Origin of the sequence: Corynebacterium sp. HMSC059E07, assembly GCF_001814395.1 — a bacterium.
GTDB lineage: Bacteria > Actinomycetota > Actinomycetes > Mycobacteriales > Mycobacteriaceae > Corynebacterium > Corynebacterium hesseae.
The window spans coordinates 1-16158 of record NZ_KV816284.1 but is presented as its reverse complement, the minus strand read 5'-3'; the positions used below and the strand labels follow the sequence as shown (position 1 = coordinate 16158).

The following is a 16158-nucleotide window of genomic DNA, read 5'->3' as shown; positions in this document are numbered from 1 at the left end:
GAAGGTGTCTCACTAGATGAATTGAGTATCCCATATGATGAACCTCACGTACCCGGTTTGGTCGAGATTTACTATCAAGCGATAGATTAGAAACATGTCCAAGCTACTAAGCCCCGATTCCTCTCGTTTCTCACGTCCAGCCGGCACCACAAGCCAGGCCGACGCCGTCCCCGCACGCTTCAAGAAGGGCTCCCCCGCCGAACTCCTCGCGGATATGAAAGCCATCGTCGGCGCAGAAAACGTGCATGGACGCCTCAGTGACCTCGTGCGCTTCTCCTCCGATGCCGGCCCCTACCGCTCCATCCCCAACATCGTGGTCTCTCCGCGCAACGCAGCGGACCTGTCTGCCTTGATGAAATATTGCGATAGCCACGATCGTCACATGACCTTCCGCGCGGCAGGAACCTCGCTCAACGGACAAGCTATGGGCGACGACATCCTCGTCGATGTCAAAACCCACTTCGGCGGCATGGAAGTACGCGAGGAAGGCCGCAAGCTGTGGTCGCGCCCCGGCGTCATTTTGGGCGATGCCCAGGCCGTGCTTTCCCGCCATGGCTTCATGCTGGGGCCGGACCCGGGTTCCACGTCCGTATGCACCATCGGCGGCGTGTTGGCGGATAACTCCGGCGGCATGCGCTGTTCTTTGGAGCGCGACAGCTACCACAGCATTGAAGAGCTCATCTTCGTCCTGCCCTCCGGCACCATCATGGATACCTCGCGGGGCGATGAGGTCTTCCGCAGGCAGGAGCCAAAGCTCCACGCCGATCTGCTAGCCTTCCGCGACAAGCTACGCGCCAACACCGAGATGGTGGAGTTCCTGCGCACCAAGTTCTCCATTCGCAACACCAACGGCCTGCGCATCGATGCTTTCCTCGACGAGGACGAGCCCGTGCACATCCTCAAGCGCCTCCTCATTGGCTCCGAGGGCATCTTCGGTGCCATCACCGAATCCGTCATCCGCACGGTGAAGCTACCGCGCGTGAAGGCCACGACATGGGTCGAGCTGCCCAATCTCCGCGATGCCGCCAACTACGTGCACCCCATCATGGAGACCGGCGCGGAGGCCTGCGAGCTCCTAGTGGCCCCGGTGATGCGCCGCTCCGCCGAGCACTATGCGCACGCCCCGGAGTCCTGGCGCAACCTCGATGACGATGCCGCAGCACTCCTCGTGGAGGTCGGCGGCAGCGACGAGGCAGACCTGGACAAGGCCATGGAACGCCTGCGCGCAGTGCTTGCCGACGCCCCACTACTGCGCCCCCTCGAATTCCTCACCACCGCAGAAGGAATGCGCGGCGCCTGGGAGCTACGCAATGGCCTGTACGGGCTGCTGGGTGCGGATCGCCCGAATGGCACGGCCTATATCACCGAGGATGTCTGCTTCCCACCGTCGCAGGTCGGCGAAGCTGCAGCGGACCTGTTGGACTTGCAGGCCAAGTATGGCTACCCGGAATCGGTTATGGGGCACGCTGCCTTTGGCAACCTGCATTTCTTCTTCACCCCGCGCTTCGACGTTGAGGAGGAGCGTGAGTCTTATGCCGCGTTCTTGGATGATTTGGCTGAGCTGGTCATTGATAAATACCAGGGCTCGATGAAGGCCGAGCACGGCACTGGCGTCAACATGGCGCCCTTCCTGGAGCACGAGTGGGGCACGGAGGCCTTCGAGCTCTTCTGGGAAGTCAAGAACATGATCGATCCCAAGGGCATCCTCGCACCGAACGTAAAACTCACGCGCGACCAGACCATTCACCTGCGCAACTTCAAGTCCTTCCCCAAGGCCGAAAGTGAGATCAATCCCTGCGTGGAGTGTGGCTTCTGTGAGCCTGTCTGCCCCTCCCGCCACGCCACGGTGACCCCACGCCAGCGCATCGTCTTGCGCCGCGAGATGGCTCGGCAGGAAGAAGGCTCAGAAGTCCTGGCGCAGCTGCAGAAGGAGTATCAGTACGACGCCGTCGACATGTGCGCGGCCGACGGCACGTGCTCTATCCCCTGCCCGATCAGCATCGATACCGGAGCGGTCATGAAGCAGCTACGTTCTCAGCAGGCAACCCCTGCCCGCGAGAAAGTGGCGCTCACGACGGCGCAGCGCTGGGAGCTGGTAGAGAAGCTTGCCCGCGCTGGCATCGTCTCCGCCAACAAAGTTCCTCACAAGCCTCTGGAACTGGGGGCCAACATGGCGCGTAACGTAGTGGCCCCCGACTTGCTGCCGACCGTCCCGGGCCCACTTCCGAAGGCTGCATCGCGTCTGCCGGAAACTCCGCGCGAGGGTGCTGGTGCACTTTACTTCCCCGCGTGCATTAACCGTATCTTCGGCCGCCCAGCAGGGGCCGCTAAGGATTCGGTGGACCTGCCGCGCGCCATTGTCGAGCTTGGTCGCCGCGCTGGCCAGCCAGTGTGGATCCCAGAAGACGTCGCGGGCGATTGCTGCGGCACCCCGTGGTCATCCAAGGGCTACAAAGAGGGCTTTGAATATCAGGCTCAAAAGATAGTTCGCGATCTTTGGCACTGGTCGGAGCACGGCCGCCTGCCCATCGTGGTTGACGCGGCAAGCTGCACCCACGGGCTGCTCGACTCGGTTCCGGAGGCGCTCTCCCCCGCCGACCGTGAGCTCTGGGAGGACTTAAAGATCCTCGATGTCGTGGAGTGGTTGCGTGATGAAATTGCACCACACCTGCCAATCGTGAAGAGCATGGGCAGCATCGCCGTCCACCCGACGTGCTCGACAGATCACATGGGGATTAGCCAGGACCTCCTTGACTTGGCCAACCTCTGCGGTGACGCCAAGATCCCTGAGGGGGCACAGTGCTGTGGCTCCGCCGGCGACCGCGTCATGCTTCACCCGGAGCTTGTTGAGTCCGCTACCCGCGAGGAGCGCGCTTCTCTCGACGCCGAGCACTTCGACGCGTACGTCTCCGATAACCGCACCTGCGAGATGGGTCTAGAAATGATTGCGGGCAAGACCTATGACTCGATTGCAGTGCTGTTGGAGAGGGCTTCCCGTCCGGTCGTCACTCCATAGCACCATGCCGGTGGCGGCACCCCTCGTGGGAGCCCCGCCACCGGCACGTCAGTCGTGGTGGAAGCAGCTTAGAGATAGTCGTAATTGATTTCGGTGTCTGGGGCGAAGAACACGCAACCTCCCTTAATCGGGCGGAGGTAGATCGTGTCTCCCTGGTGCACGGCAATGCCGCGCGGCACCTTCACAGTGATCCGGTCACCGCGGACTGCGATGACGTCGTCCGCCGATTCCTCCCGGCCGCCGTAGACGTACAACTCGGAGCCAAGGTGCTCCACAATGTCGACCCGAACTGGTAGACCATATTGCTCACCGGGTTGGTTCACGCCAACGATTTCCCAGTTCTCTGGGCGCACGCCGACGATGACGCGATCCGATGCCACCTTCGCGGCCTGCTCCGGCGGCATGTAGTAGTCCAAAGCATGGTCCTTGCCGCCGACAACGCGACCGTCGACGAAGGGGACGTTGTCGATGAGAGTCATAGCCGGCGAACCGATAAACGTCGCCACGAACGAGTTACCCGGATTCTCATACAACGTGTTCGGCGCGTCGACCTGCTGAATGATGCCTTGTTTGAGAACGCACACGCGGTCCCCCATGGTCATGGCCTCAGTCTGGTCGTGGGTGACGTAGACCGTGGTGGTATTAAGCTCGCGCTGCAGCTGCAAGATTTGCGCACGCGTCGATACGCGCAGCTTCGCATCCAAGTTGGACAACGGCTCATCCATGAGAAAGACCTTAGGCTGGCGAACTATAGCGCGTCCCATAGCCACGCGCTGGCGCTGGCCGCCCGACATCGCGGAAGGCTTGCGATCAATGAGGTCTTCCAGTTCCAACATCTTCGCGGCATTATTCACGCGCTTTTCGATGGTTGCCTTATCCACCTTGGCGTTCTGCAAGGCAAAGGCCATGTTCTGGCGCGCTGTCATGTTGGGGTACAGCGCATAGGATTGGAACACCATGGCTACATCGCGATCCCGCGAGCGGGCTTCAGTAACGTCAGCCCCGTCGATGAAGATCTGCCCTTCGTCGATTGGCTCAAGGCCAGCGAGCATGCGCAATGTCGTAGATTTGCCGCAGCCCGAAGGCCCGACGAGTACGAGGAACTCGCCGTCCTTGATATCTAGGTTTATGCGGCTAACCGCCGGAGGCTTCTTCGGATCATAAATCCTGGAAGCTTGACGGAATTCAACTGTAGCCATGGTGTCCTTTCAAAGTATCCGAAGCGTTACTTGAGCTTCGGGGTGATGTCGCGGTCGATAACGCTCTGGGTCTCCTTCTGCAGGTCACCGAATGCGGTCTCCACGTCCTCATTACCTACGGTGATGCGATCAAGAACGCCACCGATACGCTGGCCGCCGCCTGGTACGAAGACGCGAGCATAGTCCTGCGGCTTGGTGTTCTCGTTGAGCTGCTCGATAGCGGTCTGCGCGTTCGGGTTCTCCTCCAAGAACTTCTTCTCTTCCGGATCGTCCAAGGCGTCCTTGCGCACCGGCATGTAGCCCGTCTTCTGGGAGAACTTGATGGTGTTCTCGGTATTAGTCAGGAAGTCAATGAACTTAACCGCGTTAGCCTTGCGCTCGTCAGAAATGCCAGCCGGCACGGCCAGTCCGGCACCGCCAGTCGCTGCCGAAGGACCAGGGCCCGGCAGGTAGGTGGTGATGAACGGAATCGTTGCCGTCTCCTTCAGGCCACCCAAGGAACCGGTGGACTCCAACAGACCGGAGGCCTTGCCGGAGCCGAATGCGACGGTCGGGTCAGTGGAGATTTCGATATGCCCAGCCTTGACTTGCTCCTGCAGGAACTTACCTGCCTCGATGGATTCCTTTGACGTGAAGTTCGGTTCCCATTCATCAGAGTAAGAACCACCGAAGGCCCAAATCATGCCCTGGAAGTACCAGTCGAGGTAGTTGGAGCCATCCGGAACGGTTACGGCGGGCTTGTCGAGCTTGTCCTTGATCTTGGTGGCCCACTCGTCGAACTCTTCCCAGTCCTTCGGACCACGGTCGGTAGGAAGCCCCGCTGCCTTGAGGTCATCGGTGTTCCAGTACATCAGGTTCGTGGATCGGGAGTACGGCACGCCGTAGTGCTTGTCCTTGTACTTGTAGTCTTCACGCAGGGTATCGACGTAGCTCTCCGAGTCAATGTCGTTCATCTCCCAGAGGTCATCGAGCGGCGTGGTGGCCTCATTCAGTGCGAAGTTGAACCAGGTGACGTCGGAGGCAACGAGGACGTCAGGCAGATCGCCGCCTGCGAGGGCAGCATTGAAGCGCTGCGCAACTTCCTCATAGTTGGATCCCGCGGTGACCAGCTCAACCTTGAGATCCGGGTTTTCCTTCTCAAACTCATCAATGAGCTCTTGCTCTAAGTCGCGCGAGGATCCCGGGTGATTGGACCAGAAAGTGATGGTGTTGGCATCGCCGTCATCATTCGAGCCGTTGCTTGCGGTGGTCGATCCGCCTGCACAAGCGGTCAAGGACACGGTGGTCAGTAGTGCCGCGCAGGCAGCGACGATGCGAGTAGTGGTCTTACGAGACATGGGGAGGTTCTCCTTTGGAGGTGAAGAGTTGGGGACTTGATTGAGTTGGGCATAGAGAAAGCAGGCGGTCAGACTAACCCTTGACTGCGCCCGCAGTCAGGCCCTTGATCATCGGCTTCTGAAGAATGAGGAAGATAATGATCATGGGCAGGGTTGTCAGCACGGTGCCGGCCATCACTGGTGCCCAGTTTGTAACGCCTTCCGCGTCCTGCAAGCGGGTCAGGCCCACCGGCAGTGTGGCTGCAGCCGGTGTATCCGTAATCAGGAAGGGCCACAGGTATTGGTTCCATTCATTGACCACGGTGATGAGGACGAACGCGGACAGCGTTGGCCATGACATCGGCAGGACCACTCGGAACAAGGTGGTAAAGAAACCTGCTCCGTCCATGCGAGCGGCCTCGAGTATTTCCGGGGGCAATGACTGGAAGTGATTGCGCATGAGGAAGGCACCGAACGCCACGCCCGCCAGTGGGATGATGACGCCAGCGTAGGTATCTCTCCAACCCCACGACGCGACCAGCGAGTAGTTCGAAATAATGGTGATCTGGTTGGGAACCATCAGCGAGGCGATGATAAGCAGGAACAGTAGGTTTCGGCCGGGGAAACGAATGAATGCGAAGGCATAGGCAGTCAGAACGCCGAGGACTACCTCTACCACCGTCAGGATCAGAGTGATGATGACGGAGTTTTTCAGGTAGCTCGAGAAGCCAGAGGTCTGCCAGACGTAGGAGTAGTTTTCCGCCTCGAGCGGATTAGGCCAGAAAGAAATCGGGTCCGAGTACACGTCCTGGAAAGACTTGAAGCTGGTGATGAAGATGAAGTACAAGGGCACCATAATCATGAGTACCGTCAGTACCAAGGCGATATAGCCTATAACCTTCGTTGCTGGATGACTGTGATCAACTGGCTCGCCTTTGCGCTTGCGCTGGGCCTCGGTGATGACTGGAGCTGCGAGGGACTGTGAGCCAGGAACCGGTGGCAGCTCGCCCTTTGCTTGCGGTAGCCCCACTTGGACGGAAGCCGGAATTGCGTGGCTTTCGGACATTTACTTATCCATCCTTTCCTGCAACTTAATCTGCAGCACCGTAATGACAAGCACTACGAGGAACATGATGGTAGCTACTGCTGCGCCATAGCCGGCACGGTTGTTGATGAAGGTTTCCTGGTACACCTGGAAGACCATCGTGGAAGTTCCATAGCCGAACGGTCCACCACCGGTCATCGCATTGATGATGTCGAAGACCTGGAAGGAATTGAGCAGCACGGTAATCAACAAGAAGAAGGTGGTGCCGCGAAGCTGCGGCAGGACCACACGGAAGAAGTGTCGCGCGGCCGGGGTGCCGTCAATCTCCGATGCTTCGTCAAGATCACGGCGCCGTCCTTGCAAAGCAGCCAGATAGATAACGAAGACGTAGCCTACGTTTTTCCAAATGTAGGTCACCGTAATCATGAACAGCGCCCAGTTCTGTTGTTGGTAAAAGTTCGGCGCATCGACCCCGATGATCCCCAAGAAGTATTGGATGAGGCCGTAGTTGGGATCGAAGACAAACTGGAAGGCCACGCCAATCGCCGCACCTGCGATGACGTAGGGAGCGAAGACCATCGAACGCACCGCAGCGCGACCAAAAAGCTTTTGGTCCAGCAGCAATGCCAGAGCCAGTCCCAAAACCATCGAACCGGCCACCGCGAAGAAAGTAAAAACGACAGTGTTGAACACCACGCGTCCGGTATCCGGTGCTTGGAACCAGTCGATGTAGTTCTGAAGACCGACAAAGGTCATCGTCGGCGATGAAATATTCCAGTTAAAGAAAGAGATGCGAATGTTATCGACCAACGGCCGATAAGTGAAAAGAACGAGAAGGAGAAGGTTCGGGCCAACGAGCAATGCCGCAAGACCGATCTGTTTCCAATCGAGCTTCCGTTTGCGTGGATGACGCGCGAAGTCCTCGGAGACGACCGGCTTCTCAGTGACTGCAGGGATCGCAGCCGTTAGCCCGCTTGCCGGGGTGGAAATTGCCATGCAGAAGAAACTAGACCAAGGCAGTAAACAAAAAGTTTATTGAAAGTATTGACTTGATAAACAGCAGGAAAATTTCCGGAGCCGAGCACTCGAAAACCCATGCTGCGCGTGGGGAACATCACAAGCATCACGATGGAAGACCTCACATCACGTCGCGTTAATGAGAAAACTCCGCCGTCTCTTTAGATAGACCATTTCGGTCCATGACGGATCAGATGAGGATGTAGCCTAACGCTGGCTAACTGCGCGAAAGCACGTCGATTGCCAGCTCTGGCAGGTCGGTTGCCATGAGCGATACTCCGTTTTCGCAGCACCACTCCATGTCCTTCGGTAGGTTCACCGTCCACACGTAGGACGGGGCATCAACATCGGCAAAGAAGCCGGCGTCCCTCCGCGCTTGGTAAATGGAAGGCCCAAATCCTGTCGCACCCTCGAGCATTTCCGGGACTCCCTCATCAGGTCCAAGGAGAAGGAATGACCGCAAGGACGGTAATAAGTGTCGAAACCGAGCAATTGCTTCGGGGTTGAAGGAGATCAGGCTGAACCGTGGGTCGGCATCGAGCTGTCGGCCGCGCAGGACTTCCGCTACCGATTCCTCAAGGCGTGCACCAAAAGGAGACGGATGCTTCGTCTCTATGAGCAGCTGCTTTCCAGGGTATGACATGACGAGCTCCACGAGTTCGTCGAGAAGCATGATGCGTTGCGGATCCCCGTGGGTACCGAAATTGAGTGTGCGCAGCTCCTCTAGGGTCATGTCGCCAACAGCGCCGGCGCCATCCGACGTCCTGTCCACCGTCTGATCGTGGATAACTACGACTTCTCCGTCTTTGGTTAGGTTGACGTCGCACTCCACACCAGCCACGTCGAGCTTGAGGGCTTCATCGAAGGACCGAAATGTGTTTTCGGGGTACCAACCGTTATAACCTCGGTGCGCGATAATTCCTGGGCGCTCTGACATACTCTTATCCTCCGGTCGGCAAAGTGGATTGTGACGTTGGCGCCACCCCAGTGTAGACCGCTAACGCCGGCCGCCGCGGTGGCGGTGGGTCGCCACCACGTGCACGGCATCCAGCATGCCCAGGCTGAGCAACGCCTCGCGCAGGGCAAATTGGAAGGTCCACAGGCGTCGAAAGACCTGATCGAACCCGGCTGCCCCGGCTTCGCGGTGGCGGCCATCGAAAAAGCTGCGCTGGTAGCGAAGCGTTTCGAGGTAGTGGCTTCCGGTGTGGGTTTGCGCGATGATTCGCAGGTTGGAGCGCTTATCGAAGAGCCTATGGGTTTCTTCCAACGACGGGTATTCCAAGCCAGGCCAGATATAGGCACGCAGAACCTGAATCGCCGAACGAGCCGCCGGAGTCATCGTATCCGTGGCAAAAAGCGAAGCTAAAACCAGACGCCCGCCACTGACCAGCGAGCGGTCCAGCATCTCGACATATCGGCGGCGTTCCGGCGGCGAAAGCGTCTCCAACTTTTCGACGCTCACTATCGCGTCATACCGCCCGCGCCACTTCTTTGGGTTGGGCAAGGCCGTCTCTATGCCCTGCACGTGAACCGAATCAGCGGCGCCTTCGAGAAGCAGTTGCTCGTCGAAAAGCGCCTTCTGCTCCGTGTCGCCCGTAAGCACGTCCACCGTGGCGCGCCGGGACACCGCCTGAACCGCTACTTGCAGCCCAGTGGCTGGGTAGACTAAGAGGTGGGTTCCGGCGCCGGTGCGGGTGGCGTCGAGAAGCCACTGCGCAGCGCGACGCTGTGCGTCGCCCAAGTCTTCACGGTCCGTTGATGCCGGCTCGGTCACCGTGGTTACATCGACGAAGTGTTCTTTGGGTTCTTTTCTGCCCGCACGCGCGCTATAGCTACGCACCGCCTCGCGCACCGTAGTGGGTACGCCACTTGCAAAAATGCCGCCCGAATGGCTCAGCGAGTCACCTGCGTACAGTTTCACAACGTCAAGTGGTAGTTCACCAGGGCTCGATGTCTCCACGGCAAGCTCCTTGGCCTTCGGCCGATAACCCACCTCCACCAGCCGCGTGAGGACTTTGACAAGGCGCTCAGAATCGGGAGTTGTCCACTCGCCTGCCATATAAGACTCGGCCAGGCCCAGCCAGCCCGAATCGGCGGTGCGGGAGAAAAGGGCGTCGTGAAGCACGGTGACATCTGGGTCTTCGCCTTCCAGCTCTACCCCAGCCTTGGAACAGGCCTGCGCGAACTCCGCCTCAGCCCGGCCAGCTTTCATACGCAGTAGGCGCGGTGAAGGGACAGTAGCCACACCGGGCCACACCGCAGCATCGATCGAAGCCAAGTGGGGATACACGCTCAAGTCAGCCTTCCTCATCGCACGCATGTGTCCTCCCAGACTAAAGCCAACGGGGCCCGCACGGGTGGAGGCGCGGCCCAAAAAGCCAGTTAATAACCCATAAAGTATGCATGTACCGCTAGAAAGGTTTAGACTGACTCGGGTAAAATAATCTGGCTTTCTTAAGGAAGGTAATCAAACACCATGGCGCAAACTCCCCACCGTCCTAGTAACGGCCGCCACCACGTCGTTGTTATCGGTGCCGGCTTCGGCGGTATCAACGCCGTCAAGAAGCTCAAGGACGCGGATGTTGAGATCACCCTCATCGACAAGAAGAACCACCACCTCTTCCAGCCGATGCTCTACCAGGTAGCCACCGGCGTCATTTCCGCCGGCGAGATCGCCCCGTCTACCCGTCAGATCTTGCGTCACCAGGACAACGTTAACTTTGTCAACGGTGAGGTCACCGACGTCAATATCAAGGATCAGACTGTCACCGCGGAACTCGATGGCGCTGTTCGTACCTACGGCTACGACTCCCTCATTGTGGCAGCCGGCGCTGGCCAGTCTTACTTCGGCAACGACCACTTCGCCGAGTATGCCCCGGGCATGAAGACGCTGGATGATGCCCTAGAGATCCGCTCCCGCATTATCTCCGCTTTTGAGAAGGCGGAGCTGGAAGAGGATCCTACAAAGCGCGAGAAGCTGCTGACCTTCGTCATCGTGGGCGCTGGCCCGACCGGCGTTGAGCTGACCGGCCAGATTGCCGAGCTGGCACAGCGCACCTTTGCTGGCGAATACTCCAACTTCGGTTCCTCCTCCGCCAAGATTTACCTCTTGGACGGCGCTCCGCAGGTCCTTCCGCCGTTTGGCAAGCGCCTCGGCCGCAAGGCTCAACGCACGCTGGAGAAGCTGGGTGTTGACGTGCGCCTCAACGCCATGGTTACCGACGTCACCGCTGACGCCGTCACCTACAAGAACATGAAGACCGAGGAAGAGGTCACCATCGAGGCCGCGACCAAGATCTGGTCCGCAGGTGTCGCTGCTTCCCCGTTGGGCAAGGTCATCGCTGACCAGGCTGGCGTGGAATCCGACCGTGCCGGCCGCGTCTCCGTCAACGAGGATCTCACGGTTGGCGAGTACAAGAACGTCTACATCGTCGGCGACATGATTTCCCTCAACCGCCTTCCGGGCGTGGCCCAGGTGGCCATCCAGGGCGGCAACCACGTGGGCAAGCTCATCGAAGCCAAGATCGATGAAGAGTCCACCGCGAACGAAGCCGAGCCGTTCGAGTACTTTGACAAGGGCTCCATGGCCGTTATTTCCCGCTTCAACGCCGTCGTCAAGCTGGGCAAGACCGAGTTCGCAGGCTTCCCGGCGTGGATCTCCTGGCTCGGCCTGCACATCTTCTACATCGTTGGCTTCCGCAGCCGTACCCTCGTGGCGCTGCACTGGATCCTCAACGCCTTCTCGCGCGACCGCGGCAACCTGGAAATCACCCAGCAGCAGCGCGTCGCTCGCAACGTCATTGACCGCGACCTTCACTAGGTTCTACGCTCTTTAAGGGAGAGAGGAGTCATCCTCTCTCCTTTTTCTTTGGCCACATACGGTAGAACGGAAGAAGTCCCTAGCGTAAAGGAGAAAACCGTGAACCGTCCTGCCCTTCCTCGCGTCCTCAGCATTGCTGGCACCGATCCCACGGGAGGGGCAGGAATTCACGCTGACCTTAAGTCCTTTGAGGCGGCCGGCGCCTATGGCATGGCAGTAGTGACGGCCCTCGTCGCGCAAAACACGCAAGGGGTGCGCGCCATCCACACTCCACCGGTGGAATTCCTGCGCGAGCAACTGGCAAGTGTGAAGGAGGACGTGACTATCGACGCCCTCAAGATCGGCATGCTCGGCTCGGTGTCCATCACCGAAACGGTGAGCGAGTTCGTCTCTACCCTGCCCGAGGGGGTTCCCATAGTCTGCGATCCGGTCATGGTCGCCTCCAGCGGCGACCGTCTACTCGAACGGGAGGCAGAGCGCGCTGTGCGCGAGCTCGCCCGCCACTCCACCGTGGTCACGCCGAACTTGCCGGAGCTCGCTGTCCTCGCGGACGTCGCACAGCCGCGCACCCTCGAGGAAGCAATCGATATCGCCACTCAGTGGGCTCACGACAACGGGACCTGGGTCGTGGTCAAGGGCGGACACCTCGACGGCGCCCAAGCCGATAATGCAACAGTAAGCCCGTCCGGCGCGGTAACCCGCGTGCCCTGCCCGCGGATTAACACGAAGAACACCCACGGCACCGGCTGCTCGCTCTCCTCCGCGCTCGCAGCACGTTTAGGAGCGGGGGAAACACTCGACGAGGCATTGGTATGGGCCACCGAATGGCTCCACGAAGCGATAGAGAATGCTGATGCACTTCACGTCGGTCGCGGGCGCGGCCCCGTTGACCATGGTCACCGACTGCGGCGCCTCGCCGCAGGAGCGCAGCGCTAACCCAATAGGTCGGCGCCGGGGCGGGTAAGCACGGCCACCATGAAGGTGGAGTTCTCCTTGAAGACCTTCATGTCCCAGGATGCGAAGATGAAGTCGACTCGGTAGCCCACCGCGCGGGCGAGGTCGAGGAATTCATCGAAGCCCCAACCACGACCTTCACCAAAACCAACGACGAACCGACCACCCGGGCGCAAAGCGTTAAAGATGTTGCACAGTGCGGCCTCACGTCCTTCGATGGCAATGAAGGTCATCACGTTGCCCGCAGCCACAGCGATGTCAAAGTTGCCCTCCGGGATTTCCTCTTCCGAAAGGTCCCCCACTTCCCAACGGGCCTCCGGATAATCATTGACCGCATGCTCGATCAGGATGGGATCGACGTCCACGCCCAACACCGTGTGGCCGCGCTTTGCCAATTCACCGCCGAGGCGCCCGGAACCGCAGCCGGCGTCGAGGACGCGGGAGTGGCGTTCACTCATGGCGTCGATAAGCCGGGCTTCCCCATCGATGTCCTTGCCCTGGGCCCGAAGTGTCTTCCACTTCCGCGCAAAGTTATGGGAATGGGCGGGATTCGCTACAGTAACTTCTTTCCAGGTAGGCATGACAACGATTATATGCCCTTACAGGTGTAAGCTTTAGCCGCCATTACAAAACGCCTATACGAAACGAAGGAGGCTGAGACACGATGCCATCTGTACCGTCACCATTCAAGCCACGCAAGAAAAATACTTCTGACGACAGTGCTCCGAGTTTTTCCGTTCCCGTCGAACGTGCCATTGAACACTGCCGCGTGTTCGTCGATGGCGAGGCTCTTCCCGGCGAGTTTTCGCCGCACAGCGCGCTGCAAACCGTAGAAGAGTACGGCCGCGGCTTCGTGTGGGTAGGCCTCTACGAGCCGCTCGAATCACAGATGACGAAGGTGGCGGCTGAGTTTCGTATCCACGAGCTCATCGTCGAGGACGTCGTCCAAGCACACCAGCGCCCGAAGCTGGAACGCTACGATGACCAGCTGTTCGTGGTGGCGCGGTCGGTGAACTACCGGGATCACGACGAGGTAGCCGATAAGCGCCAGATTATTTCCACTGGTGAGATGCAAATGATCATCGGTGACACATTCATCATCACGGTGCGTCACTCGGCTAAGCTACCCAACTTGGCCTACGTGATCGAGGATGAGCAGGACCTCGTCGAACAGGGCCCCGTGTCCCTAGCGTGGAAGATCCTAGACATGATGGTGGACCGCTATTCGGAGATCTGCCGCCTCATCGCCATCGAGGTCGACGAGCTCGAGGAAGAAATCTTCACTCCGAATTCGCTGCCGAACATCGATCGCATCTATATGTTCAAGCGCGAGATTCTGGAGATGAAGCACGCCATCGTGCCGCTTTCGCCTGCTTTGCGCTCGATGGTCTCTGACCACAAGGACCTCATTCCGAAGGCGATTCGCTCCTACATCAGGGACGTCAACGATCACCAGCTGGTGGTCCAAGACCACGTGTCGGGGTTCGATGAGCGCTTGACCTCGCTTATCGACGCCTCCGTGGCCAAGATCAGCATGCAGCAAAACTCTGACATGCGCACGATTTCCGCGGTGGTTGGCATGTGGGCCGCACCAACGCTCGTCGCGGGTATCTACGGCATGAACTTCGATGTCATGCCGGAGCTACATTTTCCTTGGGGCTATTACGGCGCAATCGGCCTCATGGTGTTAGTTGTGGCCGGAATGTGGTGGTGGTTCCGCCGCAACAACTGGTTGTAAGAGGCTACTGCACCACCATCGTGCGCAGCGTGGACGCGGCGAGGAGCACATCCCCCTGGCTGATCTTAACCTCCCACAGCTGCGTGCGGCGCCCCTTGTACAGCGGTGTAGCAACGGCGGTCACCGTGCCCGAAGCCACCGGCTTGAGGAAATCCGTGTTGTTGTTGACACCGACAACGGGCTTGCCTGCGAGGATTAGGCTGCCGACGGATGCAGTCGATTCCGTAATTGTGCAGTACAGACCCCCATTTGCAACGCCCCAAGGCTGGTGGTGATCTGGGACGACTTCCACCTCAGATCGAACCTCGTCTGCAGAAATGTGCGTGTAGCGCAGGCCAATAAGCCCTGCGAGCCCCTGCGGGTTGGAGTTGATCAATTCGAGTTCTTCCGCGTTGAGCGGACGCGACTGGGAAACGGCCAAGAGCTTTTCAAAGATTTCAGAGTGGTTCATGCCACAACAGGTTAGTGGAATTCGGTGACGTAGGATGGTGAACATGACTCAAAGTGCTGAAAAGACAGATCTCGCTCAGATTGGCGTTGTGGGGCTTGCTGTGATGGGCTCCAACCTTGCGCGAAACTTTGCTCGCAACGGCAACACGGTCGCGGTGTACAACCGCAGCCCGGAAAAGACTCGCGCGCTCATCAGCGAGCACGGCGATGAAGGAGCGTTCATTGCCTCCGAGACCGTCGAGGACTTCGTTGCCTCCCTCGAGCGCCCGCGTAAGGCGATCATCATGGTTAAGGCCGGCGCGGCTACTGACGCCGTCATCGAGCAACTCACCGAGGCCATGGATGAGGGTGACATCATCATCGATGGCGGCAATGCACTGTTCACGGACACCATTCGCCGCGAGAAGGAGGTGGCCGCTAAGGGGCGTCACTTCGTCGGCGCAGGCATTTCCGGTGGTGAGGAAGGCGCGCTCAATGGCCCGTCCATCATGCCTGGTGGCCCAGCTGAGTCTTGGGAGACCTTGGGACCAATCCTCGAGTCCATCGCCGCTAATGTCGACGGTACTCCGTGCGTGACCCACATCGGCCCCGATGGCGCTGGCCACTTCGTCAAGATGGTGCATAACGGCATCGAATACGCCGACATGCAGGTTATCGGTGAGGCTTACCAGTTGCTTCGTTATGGTGCGGGCATGGAACCGGCTGAAATCGCCGAAGTCTTCCGCGAATGGAACGCCGGAGACCTAGACTCCTACCTCATTGAGATCACCGCCGAAGTACTAGCACAGAAAGATCCGGAGACAGGTGCCCCGCTTGTCGACGTCATCGTGGACGCCGCCGGTCAGAAGGGCACCGGCCGCTGGACCGCCATTAATGGTCTCGAGCTGGGCGTGCCGATCACCGGCATTGCGGAATCCGTTTTCGCGCGTGCGCTCTCTTCTGCCACTGCTCAACGTGCAGCTGCCCAGGAAGGCCAGCTGCCTTCCGGAACCATTGCCGAGCTCAATGTGGACAAGGCTGAGTTCGTCGAAGACGTTCGCCGTGCACTGTATGCCGCGAAGCTCATTGCCTACTCCCAGGGCTTCGATGAGATCAAGGCTGGCTCCGAGGAGTTCGGCTGGAACGTGGACCCACGCGATTTGGCCACCATCTGGCGCGGTGGATGCATCATTCGCGCGAAGTTCCTCGATCGCATCCGTGAGGCCTACGACAACAATGCCGACCTGCCTGCCTTGATTCTGGACCCGTACTTCAAGGGCGAGCTGGAGAACCTCATCGACCCCTGGCGTCGCGTCGTGGTTGCTGCAACGCAGCTGGGCCTGCCGGTTCCGGTGTTTGCCTCTTCCCTGTCCTACTACGACAGCTTGCGCGCCGAGCGCCTCCCAGCTGCTCTGATTCAGGGCCAGCGCGATTTCTTCGGCGCCCACACCTTCAAGCGTGTGGACCGCGAGGGCACGTTCCATATCGAATGGTCAGGTGACCGCTCGCTTACCGAGATGTAGCTGCTAAGCCCCTCCCCTGAGGGGCTTTTCTTATCCCTCCGCTACCCGCGACCAGAATTTTTCTTCTTCCGGTTGCGGGGCCCACGGTGCTGTTTTAGTCT

At 59.3% G+C, this 16158-nt stretch carries 13 protein-coding genes; 5 read left to right on the top strand and 8 right to left on the bottom strand.

Going from position 1 to position 16158, the window contains the following annotated elements:
* The first annotated feature begins 94 nt into the window (after positions 1-94).
* Entirely contained in the window at positions 95-3016 is a 2922-nt protein-coding gene (locus HMPREF2967_RS02870; RefSeq protein ID WP_070684922.1) for an FAD-binding and (Fe-S)-binding domain-containing protein, read from the top strand.
* Between the two features lie 68 nt (positions 3017-3084).
* On the opposite strand, the gene HMPREF2967_RS02865 is transcribed toward HMPREF2967_RS02870, so the two are convergent.
* The 6 genes from HMPREF2967_RS02865 to HMPREF2967_RS02840 all read right to left on the bottom strand — a co-directional run bounded on the left by HMPREF2967_RS02865 (position 3085) and on the right by HMPREF2967_RS02840 (position 9883).
* Positions 3085-4215 carry an ABC transporter ATP-binding protein gene (locus HMPREF2967_RS02865; protein WP_070564625.1) on the bottom strand — a complete coding sequence of 377 codons (1131 nt, stop codon included), beginning with the start codon at positions 4213-4215 and terminating at the stop codon, positions 3085-3087.
* A 26-nt stretch (positions 4216-4241) separates the two neighbouring features.
* Positions 4242-5552 carry an ABC transporter substrate-binding protein gene (locus HMPREF2967_RS02860; protein WP_070684920.1) on the bottom strand — a complete coding sequence of 437 codons (1311 nt, stop codon included), beginning with the start codon at positions 5550-5552 and terminating at the stop codon, positions 4242-4244.
* 73 nt (positions 5553-5625) lie between these two features.
* Complete coding sequence (locus tag HMPREF2967_RS02855; protein WP_070564630.1) at positions 5626-6597, bottom strand: carbohydrate ABC transporter permease; 972 nt, start codon at positions 6595-6597, stop codon at positions 5626-5628.
* Entirely contained in the window at positions 6598-7572 is a 975-nt protein-coding gene (locus HMPREF2967_RS02850; protein WP_070684917.1) for a carbohydrate ABC transporter permease, read from the bottom strand.
* 238 nt (positions 7573-7810) lie between these two features.
* Positions 7811-8530 (bottom strand): glycerophosphodiester phosphodiesterase, encoded by a 720-nt coding sequence (locus HMPREF2967_RS02845; protein WP_070564633.1) that lies wholly within the window; start codon positions 8528-8530, stop codon positions 7811-7813.
* A 60-nt stretch (positions 8531-8590) separates the two neighbouring features.
* A complete protein-coding gene (locus tag HMPREF2967_RS02840; protein WP_070564634.1) occupies positions 8591-9883 on the bottom strand; it encodes a class I SAM-dependent methyltransferase in 1293 nt (430 codons plus the stop codon).
* A gap of 186 nt (positions 9884-10069) precedes the next feature.
* On the opposite strand from HMPREF2967_RS02840, the gene HMPREF2967_RS02835 reads away from it, so the two are divergent.
* Both HMPREF2967_RS02835 and thiD read left to right on the top strand, forming a co-directional pair.
* Positions 10070-11413 carry an NAD(P)/FAD-dependent oxidoreductase gene (locus tag HMPREF2967_RS02835; protein ID WP_070564637.1) on the top strand — a complete coding sequence of 448 codons (1344 nt, stop codon included), beginning with the start codon at positions 10070-10072 and terminating at the stop codon, positions 11411-11413.
* 99 nt (positions 11414-11512) lie between these two features.
* On the top strand, positions 11513-12349 hold the full coding sequence (gene thiD / locus HMPREF2967_RS02830) for a bifunctional hydroxymethylpyrimidine kinase/phosphomethylpyrimidine kinase (RefSeq protein WP_070684916.1): 837 nt from the start codon (positions 11513-11515) through the stop codon (positions 12347-12349).
* On the opposite strand, the gene HMPREF2967_RS02825 is transcribed toward thiD, so the two are convergent.
* Positions 12346-12948 carry a class I SAM-dependent methyltransferase gene (locus tag HMPREF2967_RS02825; RefSeq protein WP_070684914.1) on the bottom strand — a complete coding sequence of 201 codons (603 nt, stop codon included), beginning with the start codon at positions 12946-12948 and terminating at the stop codon, positions 12346-12348. The genes thiD and HMPREF2967_RS02825 overlap by 4 nt on opposite strands.
* Before the next feature lie 83 nt (positions 12949-13031).
* Between HMPREF2967_RS02825 and corA the strand changes: the two genes are divergently transcribed.
* Complete coding sequence (corA, locus tag HMPREF2967_RS02820; RefSeq protein ID WP_070532752.1) at positions 13032-14105, top strand: magnesium/cobalt transporter CorA; 1074 nt, start codon at positions 13032-13034, stop codon at positions 14103-14105.
* A gap of 4 nt (positions 14106-14109) precedes the next feature.
* Here the strand turns inward: corA and HMPREF2967_RS02815 are convergent, their stop codons facing one another.
* Positions 14110-14556: a PaaI family thioesterase gene (locus tag HMPREF2967_RS02815; RefSeq protein WP_070520420.1), complete on the bottom strand. Its 447-nt coding sequence runs from the start codon at positions 14554-14556 to the stop codon at positions 14110-14112.
* A 43-nt stretch (positions 14557-14599) separates the two neighbouring features.
* Between HMPREF2967_RS02815 and gndA the strand changes: the two genes are divergently transcribed.
* On the top strand, positions 14600-16057 hold the full coding sequence (gndA, locus tag HMPREF2967_RS02810) for an NADP-dependent phosphogluconate dehydrogenase (protein WP_070684912.1): 1458 nt from the start codon (positions 14600-14602) through the stop codon (positions 16055-16057).
* Positions 16058-16158 lie beyond the last annotated feature (101 nt).

What these genes read in the sequence shown, in the direction of transcription:
- HMPREF2967_RS02870 (WP_070684922.1), top strand. Translation starts at nt 95, where the DNA reads ATGTCCAAGCTACTAAGCCCCGATTCCTCTCGTTTCTCACGTCCAGCC.
- HMPREF2967_RS02865 (WP_070564625.1), bottom strand. Translation starts at nt 4,215, where the DNA reads ATGGCTACAGTTGAATTCCGTCAAGCTTCCAGGATTTATGATCCGAAG.
- HMPREF2967_RS02860 (WP_070684920.1), bottom strand. Translation starts at nt 5,552, where the DNA reads ATGTCTCGTAAGACCACTACTCGCATCGTCGCTGCCTGCGCGGCACTA.
- HMPREF2967_RS02855 (WP_070564630.1), bottom strand. Translation starts at nt 6,597, where the DNA reads ATGTCCGAAAGCCACGCAATTCCGGCTTCCGTCCAAGTGGGGCTACCG.
- HMPREF2967_RS02850 (WP_070684917.1), bottom strand. Translation starts at nt 7,572, where the DNA reads ATGGCAATTTCCACCCCGGCAAGCGGGCTAACGGCTGCGATCCCTGCA.
- HMPREF2967_RS02845 (WP_070564633.1), bottom strand. Translation starts at nt 8,530, where the DNA reads ATGTCAGAGCGCCCAGGAATTATCGCGCACCGAGGTTATAACGGTTGG.
- HMPREF2967_RS02835 (WP_070564637.1), top strand. Translation starts at nt 10,070, where the DNA reads ATGGCGCAAACTCCCCACCGTCCTAGTAACGGCCGCCACCACGTCGTT.
- HMPREF2967_RS02825 (WP_070684914.1), bottom strand. Translation starts at nt 12,948, where the DNA reads ATGCCTACCTGGAAAGAAGTTACTGTAGCGAATCCCGCCCATTCCCAT.
- corA (WP_070532752.1), top strand. Translation starts at nt 13,032, where the DNA reads ATGCCATCTGTACCGTCACCATTCAAGCCACGCAAGAAAAATACTTCT.
- HMPREF2967_RS02815 (WP_070520420.1), bottom strand. Translation starts at nt 14,556, where the DNA reads ATGAACCACTCTGAAATCTTTGAAAAGCTCTTGGCCGTTTCCCAGTCG.
- gndA (WP_070684912.1), top strand. Translation starts at nt 14,600, where the DNA reads ATGACTCAAAGTGCTGAAAAGACAGATCTCGCTCAGATTGGCGTTGTG.